At 64.0% G+C, this 21,414-nt stretch carries 18 protein-coding genes; 6 read left to right on the plus strand and 12 right to left on the minus strand.

Annotated features, from left to right (window positions below; all coding sequences use genetic code 11):
- Positions 1 to 29: 29 nt before the first annotated feature.
- From ACEWPL_RS04085 to ACEWPL_RS04125, 9 genes are all read right to left on the minus strand, one after another.
- Positions 30 to 611: a tetratricopeptide repeat-containing protein gene (locus ACEWPL_RS04085; protein WP_393933487.1), complete on the minus strand. Its 582-nt coding sequence runs from the start codon at positions 609 to 611 to the stop codon at positions 30 to 32.
- Complete coding sequence (locus ACEWPL_RS04090) at positions 589 to 1,296, minus strand: ABC transporter ATP-binding protein (RefSeq protein WP_393933489.1); 708 nt, start codon at positions 1,294 to 1,296, stop codon at positions 589 to 591. The genes ACEWPL_RS04085 and ACEWPL_RS04090 overlap by 23 nt, the downstream gene beginning before the upstream one ends.
- The gene (locus ACEWPL_RS04095) at positions 1,286 to 2,053 is read right to left on the minus strand and encodes an ABC transporter ATP-binding protein (RefSeq protein WP_393933491.1); all 768 of its coding nucleotides are present in this window, start codon (positions 2,051 to 2,053) and stop codon (positions 1,286 to 1,288) included. Before ACEWPL_RS04095 ends, ACEWPL_RS04090 begins: the two co-directional genes overlap by 11 nt.
- Complete coding sequence (locus ACEWPL_RS04100; RefSeq protein ID WP_393933493.1) at positions 2,050 to 3,024, minus strand: branched-chain amino acid ABC transporter permease; 975 nt, start codon at positions 3,022 to 3,024, stop codon at positions 2,050 to 2,052. Before ACEWPL_RS04100 ends, ACEWPL_RS04095 begins: the two co-directional genes overlap by 4 nt.
- Positions 3,017 to 3,892: a branched-chain amino acid ABC transporter permease gene (locus ACEWPL_RS04105; RefSeq protein WP_393933495.1), complete on the minus strand. Its 876-nt coding sequence runs from the start codon at positions 3,890 to 3,892 to the stop codon at positions 3,017 to 3,019. The genes ACEWPL_RS04100 and ACEWPL_RS04105 overlap by 8 nt, the downstream gene beginning before the upstream one ends.
- Before the next feature lie 75 nt (positions 3,893 to 3,967).
- Entirely contained in the window at positions 3,968 to 5,260 is a 1,293-nt protein-coding gene (locus ACEWPL_RS04110) for an ABC transporter substrate-binding protein (protein WP_393933497.1), read from the minus strand.
- A 376-nt stretch (positions 5,261 to 5,636) separates the two neighbouring features.
- The gene (locus ACEWPL_RS04115; protein WP_393933499.1) at positions 5,637 to 6,932 is read right to left on the minus strand and encodes an ABC transporter substrate-binding protein; all 1,296 of its coding nucleotides are present in this window, start codon (positions 6,930 to 6,932) and stop codon (positions 5,637 to 5,639) included.
- A gap of 124 nt (positions 6,933 to 7,056) precedes the next feature.
- Positions 7,057 to 8,607, minus strand: coding sequence for an alanine/glycine:cation symporter family protein (locus tag ACEWPL_RS04120; RefSeq protein ID WP_393933501.1), 1,551 nt, complete (start codon positions 8,605 to 8,607; stop codon positions 7,057 to 7,059).
- 12 nt (positions 8,608 to 8,619) lie between these two features.
- Positions 8,620 to 9,057, minus strand: a complete 438-nt coding sequence (locus ACEWPL_RS04125; protein ID WP_393933503.1) for a universal stress protein — start codon at positions 9,055 to 9,057, stop codon at positions 8,620 to 8,622.
- A gap of 248 nt (positions 9,058 to 9,305) precedes the next feature.
- On the opposite strand from ACEWPL_RS04125, the gene ACEWPL_RS04130 reads away from it, so the two are divergent.
- Positions 9,306 to 10,340, plus strand: a complete 1,035-nt coding sequence (locus tag ACEWPL_RS04130; RefSeq protein WP_393933505.1) for a succinylglutamate desuccinylase/aspartoacylase family protein — start codon at positions 9,306 to 9,308, stop codon at positions 10,338 to 10,340.
- Here ACEWPL_RS04130 and ACEWPL_RS04135 read toward each other — a convergent pair.
- The gene (locus ACEWPL_RS04135; protein WP_393933507.1) at positions 10,337 to 10,999 is read right to left on the minus strand and encodes a hypothetical protein; all 663 of its coding nucleotides are present in this window, start codon (positions 10,997 to 10,999) and stop codon (positions 10,337 to 10,339) included. The two genes, ACEWPL_RS04130 and ACEWPL_RS04135, sit on opposite strands and share 4 nt — an antisense overlap.
- A gap of 389 nt (positions 11,000 to 11,388) precedes the next feature.
- Between ACEWPL_RS04135 and ACEWPL_RS04140 the strand changes: the two genes are divergently transcribed.
- The 4 genes from ACEWPL_RS04140 (at position 11,389) to ACEWPL_RS04155 (ending at position 16,054) form a co-directional block, all read left to right on the plus strand.
- Entirely contained in the window at positions 11,389 to 11,898 is a 510-nt protein-coding gene (locus tag ACEWPL_RS04140; protein ID WP_393933509.1) for a TRAP transporter small permease subunit, read from the plus strand.
- The gene (locus tag ACEWPL_RS04145; protein WP_393933511.1) at positions 11,898 to 13,223 is read left to right on the plus strand and encodes a TRAP transporter large permease; all 1,326 of its coding nucleotides are present in this window, start codon (positions 11,898 to 11,900) and stop codon (positions 13,221 to 13,223) included. Before ACEWPL_RS04140 ends, ACEWPL_RS04145 begins: the two co-directional genes overlap by 1 nt.
- A 24-nt stretch (positions 13,224 to 13,247) precedes the next feature.
- Positions 13,248 to 14,327 (plus strand): TRAP transporter substrate-binding protein DctP, encoded by a 1,080-nt coding sequence (dctP, locus tag ACEWPL_RS04150; protein WP_393933513.1) that lies wholly within the window; start codon positions 13,248 to 13,250, stop codon positions 14,325 to 14,327.
- Positions 14,328 to 14,614: 287 nt separating this feature from the next.
- Entirely contained in the window at positions 14,615 to 16,054 is a 1,440-nt protein-coding gene (locus ACEWPL_RS04155; protein ID WP_393933515.1) for a phospholipase D-like domain-containing protein, read from the plus strand.
- 131 nt (positions 16,055 to 16,185) lie between these two features.
- Here the strand turns inward: ACEWPL_RS04155 and ACEWPL_RS04160 are convergent, their stop codons facing one another.
- Entirely contained in the window at positions 16,186 to 19,296 is a 3,111-nt protein-coding gene (locus ACEWPL_RS04160) for an efflux RND transporter permease subunit (protein WP_393933517.1), read from the minus strand.
- Positions 19,293 to 20,591 (minus strand): efflux RND transporter periplasmic adaptor subunit, encoded by a 1,299-nt coding sequence (locus ACEWPL_RS04165; RefSeq protein ID WP_393933519.1) that lies wholly within the window; start codon positions 20,589 to 20,591, stop codon positions 19,293 to 19,295. The genes ACEWPL_RS04160 and ACEWPL_RS04165 overlap by 4 nt, the downstream gene beginning before the upstream one ends.
- 195 nt (positions 20,592 to 20,786) lie before the next feature.
- On the opposite strand from ACEWPL_RS04165, the gene ACEWPL_RS04170 reads away from it, so the two are divergent.
- On the plus strand, positions 20,787 to 21,401 hold the full coding sequence (locus ACEWPL_RS04170; protein ID WP_393933521.1) for a TetR/AcrR family transcriptional regulator: 615 nt from the start codon (positions 20,787 to 20,789) through the stop codon (positions 21,399 to 21,401).
- Positions 21,402 to 21,414 lie beyond the last annotated feature (13 nt).

Consider the following 21,414-nt stretch of genomic DNA (forward strand, 5'->3'; position numbering starts at 1 on the left):
CGCTTTGGCGGCAGGTGCCAGAGCCGCGATCAGCGCCCGGCGTCAGGGATCAGCAAGGCGGCAGACAGGACCTTGCGTGTGCCGTCGAAGACGCTGGGCTTTTCGCCGCGCCAGCGAGCAAAGTGGCGGTGCGGTGCGGGGCCATCACCCAGCCTCGCCAATGTCTCGGCGGTTTCCTCCGTGATGCGCCCAAGGCGCAGGCGCAGGTTGTCCTGATATTGGCCGCGATGCTTGGCCTCCATCCGCAGGTGAAAGAGCGAGGAGCGGATGCGCGGCTTGATCTCCATCGCCGCGATCGCGCCCGGCGCGCCTTGCCAGATGCGCTGCGCCTCGGCGATCAGCGCGCTCGCATCCTTGCCGCGTGCCTGGCGCAGCAGCGCCCGCGCGGCCAAGGGCGCGGCGCGGCGCAGATCGTCCTCGGCGAACCGCCCCCGAGCCAGCGCATCGGCGGCAAAGAATAGCCGTCCGGCGCGCGCCATCTGCCCGGCGGCGAAGGCCTCGCATCCTGCCTCCATCAGCCGCTCCCACATCAGGTCACCGCGGCTCCAGCCGGATTTCTGCGCCAAAGCCCATTCGGGATCGCTGCGTTTAAATGCCCAGGTAAGCGGCACGGACCGTCTCGTTGTCGTGAAGCTCACTCGCGGGCCCCTCCATTGCGCAATTTCCGGTCTCAAGCACATAGGCATAATCGGCCAGCTCCAGCGCCAGCTCGGCGTTCTGCTCGACCAGCACGACCGATAGTCCTTGGGCGTTGATCTCCTCGATGATCTGCGCGATTTCCTCGACGATGACGGGGGCAAGGCCCATCGACGGCTCGTCCATCAGCAATAGGCGCGGTTTCGACATCAGCGCGCGGCCGATGGCGAGCATCTGCTGCTCGCCGCCCGACATGGTTTGGGCGCGCTGGCGCCGCCGCTCGCGCAGGCGCTCGAAGCGCTTGAACACGTCCTCGAGGTCATTCTCGATCCCGTCCTTGTCGCGGCGCAGGAACGCTCCGGTGCGCAGATTTTCCTCGACCGTCATGTTGGGGAAAATGCGCCGCCCCTCGGGGACATGTGCCATGCCATGCGCGACTACCTTGGAGGCGGGCAGCCCGTCGATGCGCTTGCCTTGAAACGTGATCTCGCCCTTGGTGATCGGGACCATGCCGGACATGGCGCGCAAGGTGGTTGTCTTGCCCGCGCCGTTGCCCCCGATGATGGTGACGATCTTGCCCTCGGGCACCTTGATCGAAATGTCGCGGATCGCATTGATCTTGCCGTAGTTCACGGAGATGCCCGTCATCTCAAGCAACATGGCGCGCACCCCCCAGATAGGCCTCGATCACGGCGGGATGATTGCGGATCTCCTTGGGTCCGCCCTCGGCCAGAAACTTGCCGAAACTCATGCAGGTAATGGTATCGCACAGGCCCATGATGGCCTGCATGTCATGCTCGACCAGCAGGATCGTTGTCCCGGCCTCGCGCAGGCGGCGCATCAGGTCCATCATCTGGCGCGTCTCCTCGGGGTTCATGCCGGTGAATGGCTCGTCCAGCAGCATGAGGTCCGGGTGGCTGGCATAGGCCACTGCCATGCCGAGCGCACGCTGGTGCCCGTGGCTGAGATCGCCTGCCCGCTCCTCCTTGAGGTGATCGAGGCCGAAGAATTCCAGCGCCTCGCCCGCCCGCGCCGCGGCGCCGCGCCGGTCCTCGGCATCCCAGCCGACGATCGCGGCAAAGATGTTGGGACGGAAGGGCATATGCGTGCCGACCAACGCGTTCTCCATCACGGTAAGTTCCGCAAAGAGCGTCGAGTGCTGGAACGTGCGTACCACGCCGCGGCGCGCGACCTCATGCATCTTCAGCCCCGAGATATCCTCGCCGCGCAAGAGCACGCGGCCCGAGGTGGGCGTATAGAAGCCCGAGATCATGTTGAACGTGGTCGTCTTGCCCGCGCCGTTCGGGCCGATCAGGCCGTGGATGCTGCCGTGATGAACGGTGAAGTTCAGCGCATCGACAGCCACAAGACCGCCGAAGCGCATGGTCAGATCCTCGACTTTCAGAAAATCGCTCATGACTTGGCCTCCTCCTTGGCGGGATCGCGCCGGCGCCGGGTGAATTTCTGCACGATGCTTTCCAGCCCGTTGGGCAGGAAGAGGATCGAGGCAATCAGGATCGCGCCGTAGATCAGCGGGCGCATCTGCTCAAAGCCCATTTCGCGCAGGACCACCTCGTTGAGGATGGTCAGCACGATACAGCCCAGGATCGGGCCGTAGAAGGTGCCGGTGCCGCCGACGATGGCCCATGTCAGCACGAAGACCATATAGTCCAGATCGAAACTGCCCGGATTGATCGTGCCGATATAATGCGCCAGAAGTGCGCCGCCGATGCCCGCAAACCCGCTGGCGACGGCAAAGGCCAGCGTGCGGTAGGCGCGCAGGTTCACGCCCGATGCTTCGGCCAGCTTGTCCTGCCAATGTACGGCATGAAAGGTGAGGCCCACCGGGCTGCGCTCGATCCGCCAGAGGATCCAGAGGCAGATCGCCACGATGAACCCGGCAAAGTAAAAGTAACTGACCGGCTCGAAGAAATCGAAATCATAGATGCCGATCGAGAAGTCGGGCATCGGGTCGATCCCCTTGAGGCCCTTGGCCCCGCCGAAGGGCTCGCGGAAATGCTTCCACAGAAGGCGGATGATCTCGCCCGCGGCAAAGCTGCCGATCAGGAAGTAAAAGCCCTTCATGCGAAAGAGCGGGAAGCTGAGAACAACCGCGATCAGCGCCGAGACAAGCCCGCCCAGCAGCATGGCGACGGGCACATAGACGCCAAGCTCCTTGGTCAGGAGGGCGCTGGCGTAGGCGCCGACACCCATGATGACGACATGCGCCAGCGACCATTCGCCGGTCAGCGTCAGCAGGCGGTAGGAGGTGACAAGCAGGATGTTGATGGTGAGGAACACCAGGATTTCCTGCTGCGAGAAGCTGAGGCCGTGGGGCAGGGCCAGAAGGGCGACGCCGAAGGCGATCCAGATCAGGGCTTTAAGCACGGTCGGCACTCCCGAAGAGGCCGGTCGGTTTCACGATCAGCACCAGCAGCATCAGGGTGAGGCCGGTGATATCGGCAATGACCCCGCCGTAGAAGGTGGTCACGAAGGTGTGGACGAAGGCATAGACGATCGACGCGATGATCGCCCCCTCGAGCGATCCGACGCCGCCGACGATGATGACGATGAAGGCGGTCACGATCACCGAATGGCCCATATGTGGGTTGACCGACACCAGCGGCGCGGTCAGCGCGCCCGCGATACCCGCCAGCCCCGCACCGATGAACATGGCAATCTTGGCCGTCTGCGCGATGGAAATGCCCTGCAGCTCCGCCGCCTGCGGATCCTGCGCCGACGCGCGCAGCGCCCAGCCGAACCGGGTGCGTTTCAGGAAATACCAAAGCGCCGAAAGCAGCAGCGCGGCGGCGATGATCACATAGACCCGCGCTAGCGGGATGCTGATGCCCTCGCCCAGTTGCACGACATGCTGCGTGACCGGGGGGATGAATTCCATCCGCACGCCAAAGCCCATCGTCGCCAGCGCCTGAAGGATCATCAGGAAGCCGATCGAGGCCACCAGCCCGCCAAGGGGATTGTCGCGCAAGGGCCTGAACAGCGCCCGCTCCATCAAGAGGCCAAGGCATCCGACGAAAAGAAGCCCGACGACGACCGCCAGAAAGAAGGGCATATGCATATCGGCATAAACGGCGACAACAACGTAGGCGCCGGCCATGAAAAGCTCGCCATGGGCGAAGTTGATGACGCCCATCACGCCGAAGATCAGCACGAGGCCAACCGCCACGAGCGAGATGTAGCTTGCGGCATAGACGGCATTCAGGCCGGTCTGGGCCAAAAGCGAAGGGTCCAGCATGGAGTGCACTCTCAATGAAAGGGGGGTAGGACCGGCGCGGCGCAAAGGATGCCGCCGCGCCTCGCAGACATGCGATCAGCCGCGCTGATCGTACATCTGGTTATAGGCCTGCATGTGCTTGATCAGCAGATCGCCGTGCTGATCGTACCAGTCCGGGATCGACTTAAAGCCCTTGATGACGGCCTTGCCATCCTCGATCACCACGACCGGCCAGTCGCCGACCAGCGCGTTGTCGATGCCAAAGAGCTCGGTCCCCCACCAGACCGCGTCGCCAAAGGCATGCTCGCCGGTGCCGCCCTCTTTCATGGCTTCGATCACGGCATCGGGCTCGGCGCTGCCAGCCTTTTCCGCGGCAGCCTTCCAAAGGTCCATGATCGACGCATATTCCCAGCTGACCGCGCCCCATTCGCCGGGGTGCCGCTCGGAATAGGTCTGGTAGAACTCGTTCGCGTTCTTGAAGTTGATATTGTCGCCGGCCAGCGCCGGATCGTCGAAATCCGGGAATTGGAAGATGAAGCCTTCCATGAATTCCTTGGACGTCTTGGCGATCATTTGGTCATAGAAGTCGGCGGTTGCGCTGATCAGCTTGCCCTCGTAGCCCTGCTGAAACAGCTGCTCGCAGATCGGATGCACGTAGTCCGAATAGCAGGTGTCGAGGCAGATGATGTCCGGATTGCTGGACATCAGGCGTGTGACGATCGGCGCAAAGTCGGTGGTGGCCGGATCAAAGAGCAGTGGCTCTTCCAGCATCTCGATGCCGCGCGCCTCGAAGGCGGCCAGATAGGTCGCGACCGAAGGCAGGCCAAGCGCGTCGTCCTGCGCGCAGATCACGGCGGTCTTGGCATCCGGATAAGTGTCGGCCAGATAATCGACGCCCGTCACGACATAGATCGGGTGCACCTCTGCGGGCGCGACCAGCGTGGTGCTGTCGGGGCTGAGATCCGAGGGCAGGAGGGTCGAGAAGAGCATCCCGGTCTTGTCGGCCACCGGCTGCACGCCGGGCCATGTGTCGCCGCCCAGCATCATGATGAAGCTGACGCCATCCTCGCGGATCAGCTTGGTCGCGCCGGTGCGGGCCTTGGCCGGATCGTATTCGTTGTCGTAGCTGACGAACTCGATGGGGTGTTTCGATCCCCCAAGATCGACGCCGCCTTCGGCATTCACGCGCTCGGCCCAGATCTGACAGCCATCAAGGCCGGGCTTGCCCCATGCGGCGACCGCGCCTGTCAGCGGCGCAAGAAAGCCGATCTTGATCGGCTCGCCCGCGGCCAGCGACATGCTGGGCAGGGCGGCAGAGGCGGCGGTGATGGCAGTGCTTTTCAGAAAGGTGCGGCGCGTGAGGCCGCGGGCCATAATCTTGGAAATCATCTGGTTTCTCCCATGTTGAGGCCGCAATTTTGGCGCGGCACATATCTTGGAGACCGAAAAAGGCGCGCTTTGACGGGCGTCGCCCCGCACCCGGATGCGCTCCGGTTTGATCGGGGCCCAAGGACGCGGCAGAGCGGTCTCGATCAAAGCGTAGCAGCGCGTCTCTTTCACAAGCAAGAAACTTTGTTGCCTTGTGGTGCAATTATTTGAACCAATTATGCGCCGCCCCGCGCGCTGCCTGATTGTTCAGCGCCTTTATACGTTGAGTATCAGGGGGTTGGGTGACAGCGGGGCTTGGGCGTCTGGTCTGCGTCAATGGACCAATTTCTGAACCGGATCAGCGCCGGCGCCTCCTTCGGTACCCTGCCTGGCATGGTCACACTTGCCCCTGTGCCCCTGCAAATGCCCATCCGCCATTGACCAGACGCTGCTCCCAAAGCTGGCCCAGATCGGACATTTCGGCGTGCAGCAGCCCGCCATGCCGGTCCAGCCATTCGGGGATCGAGCCGAACTCGGTGATCCGCGCCTTGCCCCCCTGAACCGTCACAACCGGCCAATCGCCGACAAGCGCGTTGGAAATGCCGAACATCTCCTCACCCCACCACTGCGCCGGGCCGAACGCATGGGTGACCTGCCCCAGCTGCTTCATCGCGGCCAGCACAGAGGCGGGCGCAAGGCTGCCGGCCTTTTCCACGGCGGCCTGCCAGATTTCCAGCGTCGCGACATATTCCCAGCTGACCGCGCTCCAGCTACCCGGGAAACGGCGGTTATACTCCTCAAAGAACATATCCGGCTGGTTGAAGAAGAACGCCTTTTCCCGCAGCATCGGATCGTCGAAATCGGGAAACTGAAAGACCGTGCCTTCCATGAACTCCGCCGATGTCCGCGCCACCAGCGCCGGATAATTGTCCAGCGTGCAGGACACGATCTGGCCGGAGAAGCCGCGCGCATGGGCGTATTCGGTCATTGCGTGCACCATCGGCGCATAGCTGGTGGACCAGCAGAGAATATCCGGCGCGCTCTCCAGCATCGCGTCCACGATGGCGGCGGGGTCCGTTTCTTGGGGCGGGTACTGCACCTCCTTGGCCAGTTTGATCCCGGCGGCCTTGAACGCCGCGCGATAGGTGGCCAGCGAGGGCAGCCCCAGCGCGTCGGTCTGGCTGCAGATCGCCGCGGTCCTCAGCTCGGGCCGCGCCCGCGCCAGCCAATCCACACCAGTCACCGTATAGATCGGGTGCAACTCACTCGGTGCGATCAGCCACGGGGTGTCGGGCGTCAGGTCTGACGGCAGCAGCGTGGAGGTCAGCACCTTGGAGCGCATCAGGAAATCGCGCACCGGAGTAAACGTATCGCCCCCCAGCATCATCAACAGCGACACCTCGTGCCGCTGGACCATCTGGCGCGCGCCCTCCATCGAATGGTCGGGGTCATAGCCGCAATCGAAGGCATGAATGCGCACCGGATGCCGCTGCCCGTCGATCAAAAGGCCGCCTGCAGCGTTCAGCCAATCCTCCCAGATGCGCGCGCCATTGAGGCCCGGCAGGCCCCAACTCTCGACCGGGCCGCTGAGCGGGCCCAGAAAGCCGATATTGACGGGCGCGCGTGTGCCTGCGCTGAGACGCGGCAGCGCGCTGCGCACGGCAAGGCGGTGGGCAAAGCTGGATTCTGTCATGAGGGCCAATCTACTACCTCACCCGCCTGTGCGGGCAAGCTCTTTCACTGTTCTTCAAATACTCAAAACGAAAACACCCGCGCCAAGGCGCGGGTGCTCTCCGGTTCAGTGATAGGGTCCGAAATCAGTGGGCATATTCCTTGATCTCACCCGACTTGAGCCGGCCCGCGTAGCTGTTCAGCTCGCGCCGCACCAGCTTCATCAGGAAGTAGAGCGCAAAGATATTGACCACCGCCATCGAGAAGATTGCCGCGTCCGAGAAGTCGATAACCGGGCCGAGGCTGGCCGCCGCACCGATCACGATGAAGACGCAGAAAATGATCTTGAAGGTCAGCTCGGATGTCTTGCCCTCGCCAAAGAGGTAGGTCCATGCCTTGAGGCCATAATAGCTCCAGGAGATCATGGTCGAGAAGGCAAAGAGAACCACCGCGATGGCCAGCACGTAGGGGAACCAGCTGATTGCCGATCCGAACGCCGCTGAGGTCAGCGCGACGCCGCTCGTGTCGCCCACCGTGGCAATGGCCGTACCCGCCTCGTTCAGCACGAACCGGCCCGTCGCCTCATCCATGATCAACTGACCCGAGATGGTGATGACCAGCGCCGTCATGGTGCAGATCACGACCGTGTCGATCAGCGGCTCCAGCAGCGAGACAAAGCCTTCGGTGATCGGCTCTTTCGTGCGCACCGCCGCGTGGGCGATGGCCGCCGAACCGACGCCCGCCTCGTTGGAGAACGCCGCCCGCTTGAAGCCCTGGATCAGCGCGCCGACTAGGCCGCCGGCTACGCCAAGGCCGGTGAACGCCCCGGCAAAGATCTGGCCGAAGGCCGCGCCGATCTGGTCGTAATTGGCTAGAATAATGACGAGCGCCGCACCCACATAGAGAATGCCCATGAAGGGAACGACCTTTTCGGTGACCTGCGCGATGGACTTGATCCCGCCGACGATGACGGCAAAGACCACGCCCGCAAAGACGACGCCGGTGATCCAGCCGGGATAATCCCCCACGATGCCCGCGATCTGCGCATGGGCCTGATTGGCCTGGAACATGTTGCCCCCGCCCAGTGCGCCCAGAATGCAGAAGATCGAGAACATGATGGCGAGAAAGCCACCGCCGGGCAGGCCCAGCTCGGCAAAGCCCTTTTTCATGTAGTACATCGGCCCGCCCGAGACGGTGCCGTCGGGATATTCATTGCGGTATTTCACCGCCAGCGTGCATTCGGTGAACTTCGACGCCATGCCCAGAAGGCCCGCAAGGATCATCCAGAAGGTCGCGCCTGGCCCGCCGATGCCGACGGCCACCGCGACGCCTGCGATATTGCCAAGGCCCACAGTGCCAGACAGCGCTGTGGTCAGCGCCTGAAAGTGACTGACCTCGCCCGCGTCATTGGGATCGGAATAGTCGCCTTTGACCAGCTTGATTGCGTGGCCGAAAAAACGGAACTGAACGAAGCCGAAATAGAGGGTAAAGATCGACGCGCCCACGACCAGCCACATCACGATCCACGGAAAGGTGGTGCCGGGGAAGGGCGCAAAGATCAGGTTGACGAAGGGGCCGGTAAAGTTGGCAAAAGCTTCGTTGACGCGGGCGTCCAGCGTCAGGGTCTCTTGCGCAATCGCGCCTGCCGGCGCGGCGATGGCCGCGGCGGCGATCAGGGCCTGTTGGATGAGTTTCATGATCTGTCCCCTTCAGCTGACAACAGTGACGGGCACAGGAGAGCTCATCACGAGGTTTGAGGTGGAGCTGCCGAAGAACCGCTTGGCAAAGCCGCCTTCGGAGGCGCGCGCGACGATGATCTGCTCGGCGCCGGTGTCCTTGGCTATCGCCATCAGGGCATCGGACACATCGCCGTGCTTGACCAGCCCCTGCGCCTTCAGGCCTGCGTCATTCAGCTGTTTGACCGCCGGATTGACCACACGCTCCATCGCGGTCTTGATCTCGTCCTCGCGGCGCTTGTGGCGCTGCTCGTTTTCCTCGGCTGTCTGGAACGAGAAGGGCGACCATTCGACGATATAGGCCACCACTAGCTCGCAATCTCCGATCAGTTCGGCGAGGCGGCGCGCATATGTCAGCGCCCTCTCGCCCGAGGCGTGACCATCAAGGCCCACCACCAGTTTCGTTGTCATTGTCCCGTCTCCTCCTGTTTTTATGCCTGCCACCATCGCCACCGCGTTCCGCAACGGCGCAGTCACCGGCGCTGCTTTGCGCGTAAAAAGCGGCAACTGCGGCGAATCGTAGCAGATATTTGACGAAGGCCATCATTTTTTGTGATGCCGCTTGTGGCGCCCCTCTTGAAATCGACCGGGATCATGCAAGTGGACAGAGCCGGGCAAACCGCCTATCGCCATGTCGAACCCAGCCAAGAGGCGCGCCAATGCCGAACAATCAGCCTTTCGAGATCGCGGGCCACAGCATCGCGCCCGGCACCCGGCGCACGGTCGATATTCCAGTCAGCACGCTGTCGGATCACACGCCGGTCAACCTGTCGGCGCATGTGGTGCACGGGCGAAAACCGGGGCCTGTGATGTTCGTCTCGGCCGCGATCCACGGCGATGAGGTGATCGGTGTCGAGATCGTGCGCCGCCTTCTGCGCGCCGCACCTTTGCGCGGGCTGGCGGGCACTTTGCTGGCGGTGCCCATCGTCAACACTTACGGGTTTCTGAACAATGCCCGCTACCTGCCCGACCGGCGCGATCTGAACCGCTGCTTTCCGGGGGGCGCGACGGGCTCGATGGCGTCGCGGCTGGCCGATATCTTCATGCGCGAGATCGTGATGCGCGCGGATGTGGGGATCGATCTGCATTCGGCGGCTGTCCACCGCTCCAACCTGCCGCAGATCCGCCTGACGCCGGGCAATGACCGGCTGGCGGCGCTGGGCCGGGCCTTTGGCGCGCCCGTCATGCTGAATTCCAAGCTGCGCGAGGGATCGCTGCGCATGGCCGCCGAGGAGGCGGGCGTCGACGTGTTGCTCTACGAGGGCGGTGAGGGGCTGCGCTTTGACGAGCTGGCATCACGCTCGGGCCTGGCGGGAATCCTGCGGGTGATGCAATCGCTGGGAATGGTGGCGCAAAAGGGCGTGCCGAGGCCGCGCGCGGCCACCGTCATGTGCAGCGCCTCGCGTTGGTTTCGCGCGCCTGCGGGCGGGCTCTTTCGCGGCTATCGCGCCACCGGCGACGCGGTCGAGGCGGGCACGGTTCTGGGCGCGGTGACCGACCCCTTCGGCGAGGCCGAGGCCGAGCTGATCTGTGACGAGGCGGGCATCGTCATCGGGCGCAGCAACATGCCGGTGGTCTATGAGGGCGAGGCGCTGTTCCACATCGCCAGCACGCCGCGCGGCGAGTTCGCCTCGGACGGCGTCGCGGCGCAGATGGACGCGGCGCCCCTCTTTGACGAGGACGAGATTCTCTAGCGCGTCGCGTCGCGGTTCTGTGGCAGCAGGAAGATCGACACGATCAGCAGGCTGAAGATCAGCTCGTAGACCTCCCATTTGCGGTCTGCATCCAGCACGGCAATGATGATGCTGGCGATCAGTGCGATGGCGGCATGCTTCAGCCACGGCACCGGCACGGCGAACCTGTCGGCCAGCGCGGCGATGCGCCCGCCCTTGGGATAGATCAGCGGCAGACCCACGAGGTAGAGCAGGATGCAGATGGTCAGGACCGGGCCGAAAAGCGATTTGGTCAGATGCACATCGCCCACCATCAGGTTGTGCAGGTTCGTCTCGTTCTGCTTGTTGTTCTCGACAAAGAACTCGCCGGATTCCCAGCCGATGATGCGCTGACCCCACGACACTTCCTCGCCCGCCGCCACAAAGAACATCAGACCGTAGATGGCGGTCATCACAGCTGCGCCGCGCCGGCCCTGCCGCCACAGCGACGTGGCGTGGATCGCCATGACGATGCTGGCGACCAGCAGGAAGAGGGCCGTGCCGTATTCGACCAGCCCGTCCTCCTTGGCGAAGGTCAGCGTGAAGTAGTCGGGCGCTGCGAAGGCGAGTATGACGGTGGCCACCAACGTGGCGACGATGATGACCATCAGGCCGGTGTCTAATTTGCGATGAAGGGTCATGGCGCGCGCCTTTCGGGTCAGCCGGGGGTCGCGGCGCCGGGGCGCCACAAATCTGCCCCCGCAGATAGGCCAGCAGGCCAGAGGCATCAAGATAAAACGGCAGGCGCTCTGGGGCGTGCGCCTGCCCGCCAAGGCGCGCCGCATCCCGCCTAACTGCCTATTTTTGCAGCAAACAGCCCCTCGCGGCCGGCATCGGCGGGGTGCCGCTACGTTACCTGCCCGGAAGGCCGCGCAGAAGCCTTGCAATCGTGCACCGAAAGCATGAGGGTATGGACGTTGCAGCAGACGCGTGGCCGGAGGAGGGCGCGCGGCGTTGTCCTTTTTGTTGCCGCGCTTTCGAGCGCCGGGCCGGGATGCTGCAGGCAGGAGGACATAAACATGGACCAGACATGCACAGTATAATTCGCGTCATCGACGCCCTGAACGAGGTGGTCGGACGTATTGTCTCTGTTGTTGCGATCATTTTCGCCGGGATCATCATTTACGACGTCGTCATGCGCTACGCCTTCAGCGACCCGACGCGGTGGGCCTTTGACGTGTCCAAGCAGCTTTTCGGGTTCTACTTCGTCATGCTGGGCGGGTATGCGCTGCGCCACAAGGCGCATGTGCGCGTCGATATCGTGACCGAGAATTTCAGCCGCGGATGGCAGCGCATCATCGACGTGCTGGGCTATCTGATCTTCTTCTTTCCCTTCACCTATGTGTTCACCACCCGCTCGTGGGATTTCGCGATGAAGTCGTGGAACCAGGGCGAGACGACCTATGGCGCCATACAGATGCCGGTCTATCCGCTGAAAATGGCGATGGTCGTGGCGGCCGCATTGCTGCTGATCCAAGGCATCGCGGAGGTGCTGAAAGTCATCCTCGACGTCGACACCACCTCCGAAGAGGCGATTTGATGAATCCTGAACTGATTGCACTTCTCATGTTCGGCCTGCTGCTGGCGGGCCTGTTCATGGGGCACCCGCTGGCCTTCGTTTTGGGCGGCACAGCCGTTCTGACGGCCATCATCACCGGCAAGACGATGGTGCTGGGCATCGTCATCAACCGCGTCTTTGGCGACGTGCTGGACAATTACACGCTGATCGCGATCCCGCTTTTCGTCCTGATGGCCAGGTTCTTATCGGATTCAGGCGTCACCGACCGCATGTTCGAGGCGCTGCGCCTTTTGCTCAGCAACGTGCGGGGCGGCCTTGCTTTGGCCGTTGTCTTCATCTCGATCCTGTTGGCCGCCACGACGGGCATCATCGGCGCGTCGATCACCGTGATGGGCGTGATGGCCCTGCGCCCCATGCTGCAATATGGCTATGCGCCCACGCTGACCACCGGCGTCATCGCGGCCTCGGGCTGCCTTGGCATCCTCATCCCTCCGTCGATCATGCTGATCCTCATGGCCAGCTATTCGCCGCTGACGGTGGGCGATCTCTTTGCCGGCTCGATGATCCCCGGTGTTCTGCTGGGCCTCAGCTACGCGGTCTATGTCTATATCATCTCGGTCGTGCGGCCCGATCTGGCGCCGTCCGTCCAACAGGACGAAAAGATCAGCCGCCCCGCCCTGCTGCGGATGCTGGTGGTCGAGGCGCTGCCGCCCCTCGTCCTGATCTTCGGCATCCTCGGCTCGCTTCTGGCCGGGATCGCGACGGCGACCGAGGCATCGGCCATAGGCGCGGGCCTTGCCCTGCTGATCGTCATCATTCGCAAGCGCTTTCACTGGCGCACCTTCTACAGCGCCATGCTGGAGACGGGCCGCACCTCGGCGATGATCCTCTTCATCGTCGTCGGGGCCACCGCCTTTACTGGGGTGTTCAACATCACCGGCGGGCTGCGCGCCACGCAAGAGATCATCCGCAGTCTCGACATGGAGCCGTGGATGCTGATCACGATGATGATGTTCATCGTCTTCATCCTTGGCGCGTTTCTTGACTGGACCGGCATCGTTCTGCTGTCCTTCCCGATCTTCCTGCCCATCGTGCAGGAGATGGAGGGCGTCAGCCTGCTGTGGTTCGTCGTGCTGATGGCCGTGGTGCTGCAGACCTCGTTCCTGACGCCACCCTTCGGCTACGCGCTCTTCTACTTACGGGCCATCGCGCCAAAAGAGGTGCGCACGGGCCATATCATCCGCGGTGTCCTGCCCTTCATCGGGCTGATCGTCGCGATGTGCGTCTTGGTTGCTGCCTTCCCGCCACTGGTGGAGTGGCTGCCAAGCGCTCTTTACGGAAACTGATGCTAACCACAGGGAGAATTAAGCATGACTAAATTGACAATTCTGGCCGCCGCAGCCAGCGCCGCATTCGCGGGGCAGGCGATGGCGCAGGAAACCTGGACCATGACCACGACCTGGCCCTCGTCGCTGGAGCTGATCGAGACCGACAAGCATTTCGTCGACCTGGCGAACAAGCTGACCAAGGGCGAGCTGACCATCGAGTTTTTCGAGGGCGGATCGCTGGTGCCGGCGGGCGAAGTCTTTGGCGCGGTCGAATCCGGCACCGTGCAGGCGGGCGCCGACTGGCCGGGCTACTGGGCGGGCCGTGACGCCGCGTTCTCGGCGCTGGCCACCACGCCGTCGCTGTTCAACGCAGTCGACTACGCCAACTGGATCCAGGAATGGGGCGGCGCTGAGATCTATGACGAGATCTACGGCCAGTTCGGTATGGTCTATCTGCCCTACGGCCTGACCAACAACGAATCCGGCTTCCGCACGAACGAGCCGATCACCTCGCTCGAAGATCTGCAGGGCAAGCGCCTGCGCCTGTCGGGCCTTGAGCAGGGCAAACTGCTGGAGCAGCTGGGCGGCAATCAGGTGTCGATGTCGGGCGGCGAGATCTATCAGTCGCTTGAGCGCGGCGTGATCGACGGTGCCGAATTCTCGACCCCGAACGTGGACTGGTCCGCGGGCTTCCAGCAGGTCACCAAATACTGGGCGACCCCGGGCTGGCACCAGTCGGCGTCGGTCTTTGGCGTGATGATCAACAAGGCAAGCTGGGACGCGCTGAGCGAAGAGACCCGCGAGAAGCTGCAGATCGCGGCGGATGCCACGATGATGTGGTCGCTGGCCTTCACCGAAAAGCGCGCCACCGAAGCCTATGCCAAGTTCGACGAGGCGGTCGAGATCAACCGCTATGACGATGAGACCCTGGCAAAAGTACAGCAGATGGCCAACGAGGTCATCGTCGAGGTCGCGTGCGAGAACCCCAACTCGGCCAAGGTCTATGTGTCGATGCTGGAGTACCTGAACGACTACGCCCAGTGGCGCGACGCCTCGGCCCCGTTCAACCTGGGCCGGACGCCGAATGGCCCGGACGTGCAGAAGATCAAGGACTGCATGTAAGGCTTAACGCCTTCCGGTGAGAGATGGAGAGCCCCCGCGATGAGCGGGGGCTTTTTGCATGGGGGGCTGCGGTGAGTGTATCGGGGCTTTGTAGCCGCTTTCGTGGCCGGCCCGATGCCGTGCCTTGCAATTCGCCCGCCGAGTGAAGATCATGTCTAATCGGGCATGGCAGAGCGGAACCGGAACCAGTGGAAAACGCCAAGACACGGGCAAATAATGACGGGTCGATCTTTCGGCTTGGACAGAACTGTTGGCGCACGGCCCAGGCCGATAGGATCGCCCTTATCGTGGATGCGGCGGATTACTTCCGTGCCTTGCGCAAGGTTTTCCTCGCGGCGCGGCGCGAGTTGCTGCTCATCGGGTGGGATTTCGATTTCGAGATCGAAATGCTGCCGGGGGAAAGCGACGATGACGGTCTGGCGCCCGACGGGTTTCCGAACCAGCTTGGGGCGTTTCTCGAGGCGGTCGTGGATCGCTCACTGGATCTTCACGTCTACCTTCTGAAATGGAATGGCGCGGTTTTGGTGGCCCCCGGGCGGGTGGTGCCATCGGTTGCCCTCAGCGTCTTCGGAAGCGATCGTATTCACTTTGCGCTCGACGGGCACCACCCGTTCGGGGCCTGCCATCACCAGAAGATCGTCGTTGCCGATGACAGCATCGCCTTTTGCGGAGGCATCGACGCGACCGAGGACCGTTGGGACACGTCCGAGCATCTGCCGGACGATCCGCGCCGGGTGCGCAAGGATGGATCCCCGTCCGAGCCGTGGCATGACGCAACCTCTGCCCTCACCGGCCCGGTGGCGACCGCGCTGGCCGAGCTGTCGCGCCAACGCTGGCACCGCGCAACTGACGAGATGCTGGAGCGGCCGGAAGGCGCCGAGGCCGACATCTGGCCTGACGGTCTGGAGGTCGATGCCCGGGAGGTTGAGGTCGCCATTTCGCGGACCGAGCCGCCCTATGACGGCGAGGCGCTGATCAACGAGATCGAGCAGCTATATCTCACCGGGATCGAGGCGGCGACTAAGGCGATCTACATCGAGTCCCAGTACTTTGCCTGCGAGTCGATATTCGCCGCGCTCAGGAAGCGCCTGAGCGAGCCGGACGGCCCCGAGATCGTCGTGATCAACCCGAAATTCGCCGAGTCGCAGTTGGAAGATGACGCGATGCATGTGCTGCGCGGCCGGATGATAGAGGAGTTGCGCGACGCTGATCATCAGGACCGGTTTCGCATGTATTACCCCGTGACCACCGAGGGGCAGCCGATCTATGTCCATGCCAAGGTCATGATCGTCGATGCCGCCGTTTTGCGCCTTGGGTCCAGCAATCTCAACGATCGCTCGATGGGGTTCGATACCGAATGTGACGTGACGATCGAAGGGCCCGAGGATCTTATCGACGGGTTCCGCACGCGGCTCGTCTCCGAGCATCTCGGTGTCTCGCCTGAAATCCTCAAAAACACCTTGCAGGATGAAGGCTCGTTGATCGCGGCGATCGAAAAGCTGAACGCATCCGAAGGGCGCGGACTGCGCGAAATCGAAGGCCGGTCCGAGGGCACCGTGGGCGGCTTCCTTGCCGATACCCGTCTGCTGGATCCTCGTTATCGACCTGGCGAGGCATCGACGGCGGGTGAAGGCCTGCGCCCCCGGCATCTGGCCGTGGTCGCGGGTGTTGCTGTGCTGGCCTCTATGGGATGGATGGCGTGGCGGAAATGGAGTGGACGCAACTGACACGCAGATCGAGCGCCACGGTGATGGCCCTTGCAGATGCGCGATGTCGTAGGGCCATTGCCAACCGCGACGCGCGGGCCGTCATAGAGAGAGCATTGGCCACGCACATGGAACTGCTCAACGGTTGGTGGTCAGTCTGCTTCTCGCGCGCTCTTTGACTGCTTCGGATGATGCCGCGTGCCCCGCAGGTCCTGCAGGACACCGTAGAAGGCCGGCAGTACCACGAGGACCAGAACCGTGGCGGTCAAGAGGCCGAAAACGACGGCAATGACCAGCGGCTTCAGCGTCTGCGCCTGGGTCGAGGTTTCCAGCAACAGCGGAGCCATGCCCATGATGGTGGTCGAGACCGATACGAAGATGGGGCGAAAGCGGGCGCGGACGGCTTGCCCGGCGGCGTCAGCGGCTGACAGCCCGTCGGCGCGGCGGGCATTGATCGCACCGACGAGCAGGATCGCGTTGTTCACCACGATCCCGGCCAGCGACGCCGCCCCGACCAGCGATGGCATCGAGATGTTATAGCCCATCAGCGCATGGCCCCAGATCACACCGAGAAAGGCGAGCGGAATGGTCAGCATGACGATGAGCGGCTCGATATAGCTGCGGAACTGGAAGCTGAGCACGAGGTAGATGCCAACCAGTCCGATCAGGAACCCGCGGGCGATCGAGGCGATGGTTTCCGCCGAATTGGCGGCCTGCCCGTCGATCTGGAAGCCGAGGCCCGGGGTCGCGGTGACCAGATTACGCAGGAAGCTATCAGCCAGCCGCGCGGTGATCGCATCGGCATTGCCAGTCCGCCCGTCTACATCTGCCGAGACGGTCAGCGTGCGCAGCCCGTTGCGCCGCGCGATACTGCCCCAACCACGGGCCTCTGTGATCGTGGCGACACTGGACAGCGGCACCGTCCCACCGGAGGGAATGGCGATTTCGAAGGCGGTCAGGTCGGCGCGGGTGTCACGGTCGGCATCGCCCAGCCCGACCTCCAGATCCCAGGCCAGGTCGCCACGCCGGATTTCGGACAGTTGCGTGCCAAGAAAGGCGGCGCGCAGTTGCCCTGCGACATCGCCGGCCGTCAACCCCAGGGCCTCGGCCCCGGGCGCAAGGTTCAGGCGCAGCTCGGGTGCGCCTGGCCGCAGATCCAGGATCGCATTGCGAACGCCAGCGTAGCTTTCCAGCTCTGCCAAGGTCGCGCGACCCGCAGATGCCAGCGTTGTAAGGTCGGGATGGGTCAGGCGCAACTCCACTGCGATACCCTGCGGGCCGATGCCCGGCTCTGTCAGGATCAGGGATTCGACGCCGGGCAGCGCTCCGATCTCGTTGCGCCAGAGGGTGGCGATCTCATCGAGCGTGCTGGCGCGTGTCGCGGCCCCCAGCAGATCGACCGCGACCGTCGCGACATGGGCGCCGGACTCGCCTGCCGAAAGGTTGCGGCCCATGCGCGTGATCCGGCGGATCACCAGCGGCTGGGCGCCGGGCTGATCAGGCGTCAGGCGGGCATCGACGCGGTCAAGCGCGGTCTCGACCTGTGCGACGGCGTCGGTTGTCCGCGATAGCGGTGTCCCCGGAGGCAGAAGCAAACGCGCCTCCAGCACGTCTCCGTCAATCTCGGGCATTGCCTCGCGCTTGACCACGCCGCCCCCCATCGCACCGACGGTCAGGACAAGCGCGCCGATGGCCAACCCTGCAACCAGCCAGCGCCAGCGGATCGCGGCATCTGCCAAACGGCCAACCCCTTTTTCGCGCAGGGCGTCGAACCCCGCATCAAAGCGGATGCGAAAGCGCGAAGGCGCGCTTTCCTTCAGCCCGCCCTTCAGATGATGCGGCAGGATCAGGAAGGCCTCGATCAGCGAGGCCGCCAAAGCGGCCAGAAGGACGACCGGCAGAACCTCCAGCACGGCGCCAAGCTCTCCGGCAAGGAAGGCAAGCGGCAGAAAGACCGCCACCGTGGTCAGGAAGGAGGAGATGACACCGGGGGCCACCGCCGCGACGCCGGCGGACACGGTTTCGACTGTGGCGCTTTTGGCCGCGTGCACGGCAATTGAATCCGCGATCACGATGGAATCGTCCATCACGATCCCGATCGCCATCAATAATGCCACCAGCGTCATCATGTTCAGGCTGAGGCCGGTCAGCGTCATCCACGCGAAGGCACCGGCAAAGGCGACAGGAAGGCCCATGGCGGCCCAGATCGCAAAGCCGGGTCGAAAGAACAGGCTCATCACCGCGACCACCAGCACGAGGCCGATCACCCCGTTCTGCACCAGCATCAAGAGCCGGTCGCGAATGATTGAGGTGACATCCTGTACCACCTCGACCGAAATCGTTTCCGGCAGGTGCGCGGTCTCCTTGTCCACCAGTGCCGTGACGCCGTCCAGAACCCGCAGCGCATCCGCATCCAGGGCCTTGGCCACATCGATCAGGATCGCCGGTGTGCCGTTGACGAATGCCCGGTCATGGGGCGGCTCGAACCGTTCTTCGATCTCGGCGACGTCACCCAGTAGCAGGGTTGCGCCATTGGGCAGCACCAGCACCGGGATCGCGGCGAGGCTGCTGGCCGTGTCACGCTCGGCAATGAAGCGCAGGGTCAGGTCCGCCCCGCTGCCCTCCAAGGAGCCCGCGGGAAGATCAACATTCTGCGCGGCGACCGCGGCGGCCAATGCGGCCGGGGTCAGCCCGTGGCTGTCCAGAACGGCGCGCGTGGCCGTGATGCTGAACGTGCGAATACCCAGCCCGCTGCGCGCGGCGGTCGCGACGCCGGGCAGGGCGGTCAGGCGATCGGATAGCGCATCGGCATAGTGATCCAGTTCGGGCAGCGGCAGATCGCCGGAAATGGCAACGGACGTGACCGGGTCGGTGCGGTGCAGTTCGCGCACGATCGCGGGCTCGGCGCGGTCGGGAAAACTGTCGATCGCCGAAACCTCGGTGCGCAGCGAATTGACGAAACGCAGCCCTTCATTGCCCGGGGCCATGGTGGCCACGGCGCGGGCGTGGCCGGTTTGCGCGGTGCAGGTGAATGTCTCCAACCCCTCGACGCCCTGCACCCCGTCCCAGAGCGGGGCGCAGATCGCCCCTTCCACATCCTCGGCCGAGGCTCCGCGATAGGGCACGGTGACCTCGGCCTCGACCGCACGGAAATCGGGGAATGTCTCGCGCAGCAGGCCGGGCGCGGCAAAGACACCGGCCGCAAGAAACAGCAGAAGCAGCAGGTTTGCCGCCGTCGGGTGGGCGGTGAACCACCGGATCATTCGGTGATCTCGACGGGCGTCAGCGCGAGGCCCGGGATGGCAGGGACTATATCATCCAACACCACACGGTCGCCGGGCGCGAGGCCGTTAGTCAGGACAACGCGGCCGTCCTGGGCAAAGGCCGGAGTGACGGGGCGCAGCTCCAGCAAATTGCCTGGACCCACCAGACGCACCATCCCGGCATGGAGCGCGGATTCGGGGATGACGATGGCATCCGCCAATGGCGCGCCGGACAGGGTGAGTTGCACCTGCATGTTGGGCACCAGCGGCAGGCGGCGGGGGGGATCTGCCCCGGCATAGGGATCGTCGACCGTCACCACGACGGGCACGGTGCGGGCGCGCGCATCAAGCCTGCCCTCGATCCGGGTGACGCGGGCGGGCCATTCCTGCGCGGGGTCCGACAAGGGGCTGAGCGTGACCTCGATCCGTGTCGCCGGCACATCGCGCATCATGTCCGCAAGGGTTATGCCGCCCGGCTCATCGCCGATCAGCCGGCGAAAGGTGTTGATCGGCAGATGCACGACAACCTCGGCGGCCGCGATGCCGTCAGCGCGGATCAGCACCTGTCCGGGGGTGACGATTTGAAATCGTTCGGTGGCGACCTCGGTCACGCGCAGATCGAAAGGGGTCGCAAGCGTTGTGCGATTCAATGACCGGCGCGCACGGTCCAGCGCGGCTTGTGTGCGCGCAGTCTGCGCCTTGATCCGCGCTTCGCGGGACGGAATGAGGGCCAGCGCATTCTCCAACTCGGCCACCGTGCGGCGGGATTGCAGCGCGGCGCGCTCGGCCTCGTCGGCGCGGGCTTGCGACACGGTGCCTTGGTCGGCCAGAGCACGGGTTCGGGCGAAATCGCCCTCGGTCAGGGATAGCCTTTCACGCTCCAGATCCAGAATGCGGGCGGTGTTGGCGGCCTCGGCGGCCAACTGCGCGCCCTCGGCGGCGAGGGCGCCCAGATCCGCCTCGGCCTGCGCCAGCGTGAGTTCATAATCCGCAGGGTCAATGCGCAGCACCTCAGTGCCCTCGGGCATCAGGCGCCCTGCTTCCAGACCGGGATGCTGCCAGATCACCTCGCCTTGAACCTCGGCCACTGCAACCCAGGCATCGGCGGCACGCAGGTTGCCCCAGGCCGTCGCGGTGGGTCGGATCACTTCGGGTGTGACGGTCATGACTCGAACGGGATGGGCGGGGCTGCCGCCCTCGATCTGCGCAGGGCCGGGGGCCGATGCGACCATCCAGACCGCCGCGGCGATACCAAGCGCGATGGGAGGCAGGGCAAGAAGCGGGGCAAATCGCATGTCGGCTCAGCCCCGTGCCGAGCGCATGCGGGCCGGCGAGTTGCTGCGCGCGACCAGCGCGCGCGAATACCCGGTTGGGGCGGCGTTGGCGGACATGACGGACATCCCCTTGGTTGCGTATCTGCGAGTCGGAACCTGCGTTGCAGTCCGGGGCAATATAAGTTAGCAAGTTATAACTAACAATAGGGGCTTCCAATGGCCGGTCGTCAAAGCGCAGAGGATCGCAAAGCGCAGATCGTTGCCGAAATGCTGCGACTGGCGGACGAGATCGGGCCGGATCGGTTGAGCACGACGGATTTGGCCCGGGCCGTAGGGCTCAGCCAGCCTGCGATCTTTCGCCATTTTCCGACCAAGGGCGCGCTTTGGCTGGCTGTGGCCGAGGATATCGCGAAGAGACTGCAAGACGCCTGGGCCGCCGCCGATGCCAGTGCCAGCGCGCCACCTGAGCGGCTGAAAGCGCTGATCAAGGCGCAACTGACCGCGATCACGGAGACCCCGGCCTTGCCCTCGATTCTCTTTTCGCGCGAATTGCAGGTGGACAACCCGGCACTGCGCGATGTGTTTCGCGGGCTTCTTGCCAAGTTTCAGGCGTATCTTGTCGCCGCGATCCGGAATCAGCAAGCGGCTGGTGTCATATCTTTGCAAGTTGCGGCCGAGGATGTGGCGGCGCTGCTAGCATCACTGGTACAAGGCGTGGCGATCCGGTGGACGCTGGGTGAGCGCGGATTTCCCCTGGTGCAGGAAGGTCTTCGGCTATTCGACGTGCAGTTGGCACTTCTGCAACCGCAGAAGGACGTTTCCGGCGAATAGGCGGCGTCCGATC

This window comes from Roseovarius roseus, from assembly GCF_043355935.2.
GTDB classification, from domain to species: Bacteria; Pseudomonadota; Alphaproteobacteria; order Rhodobacterales; family Rhodobacteraceae; genus Roseovarius; species Roseovarius roseus.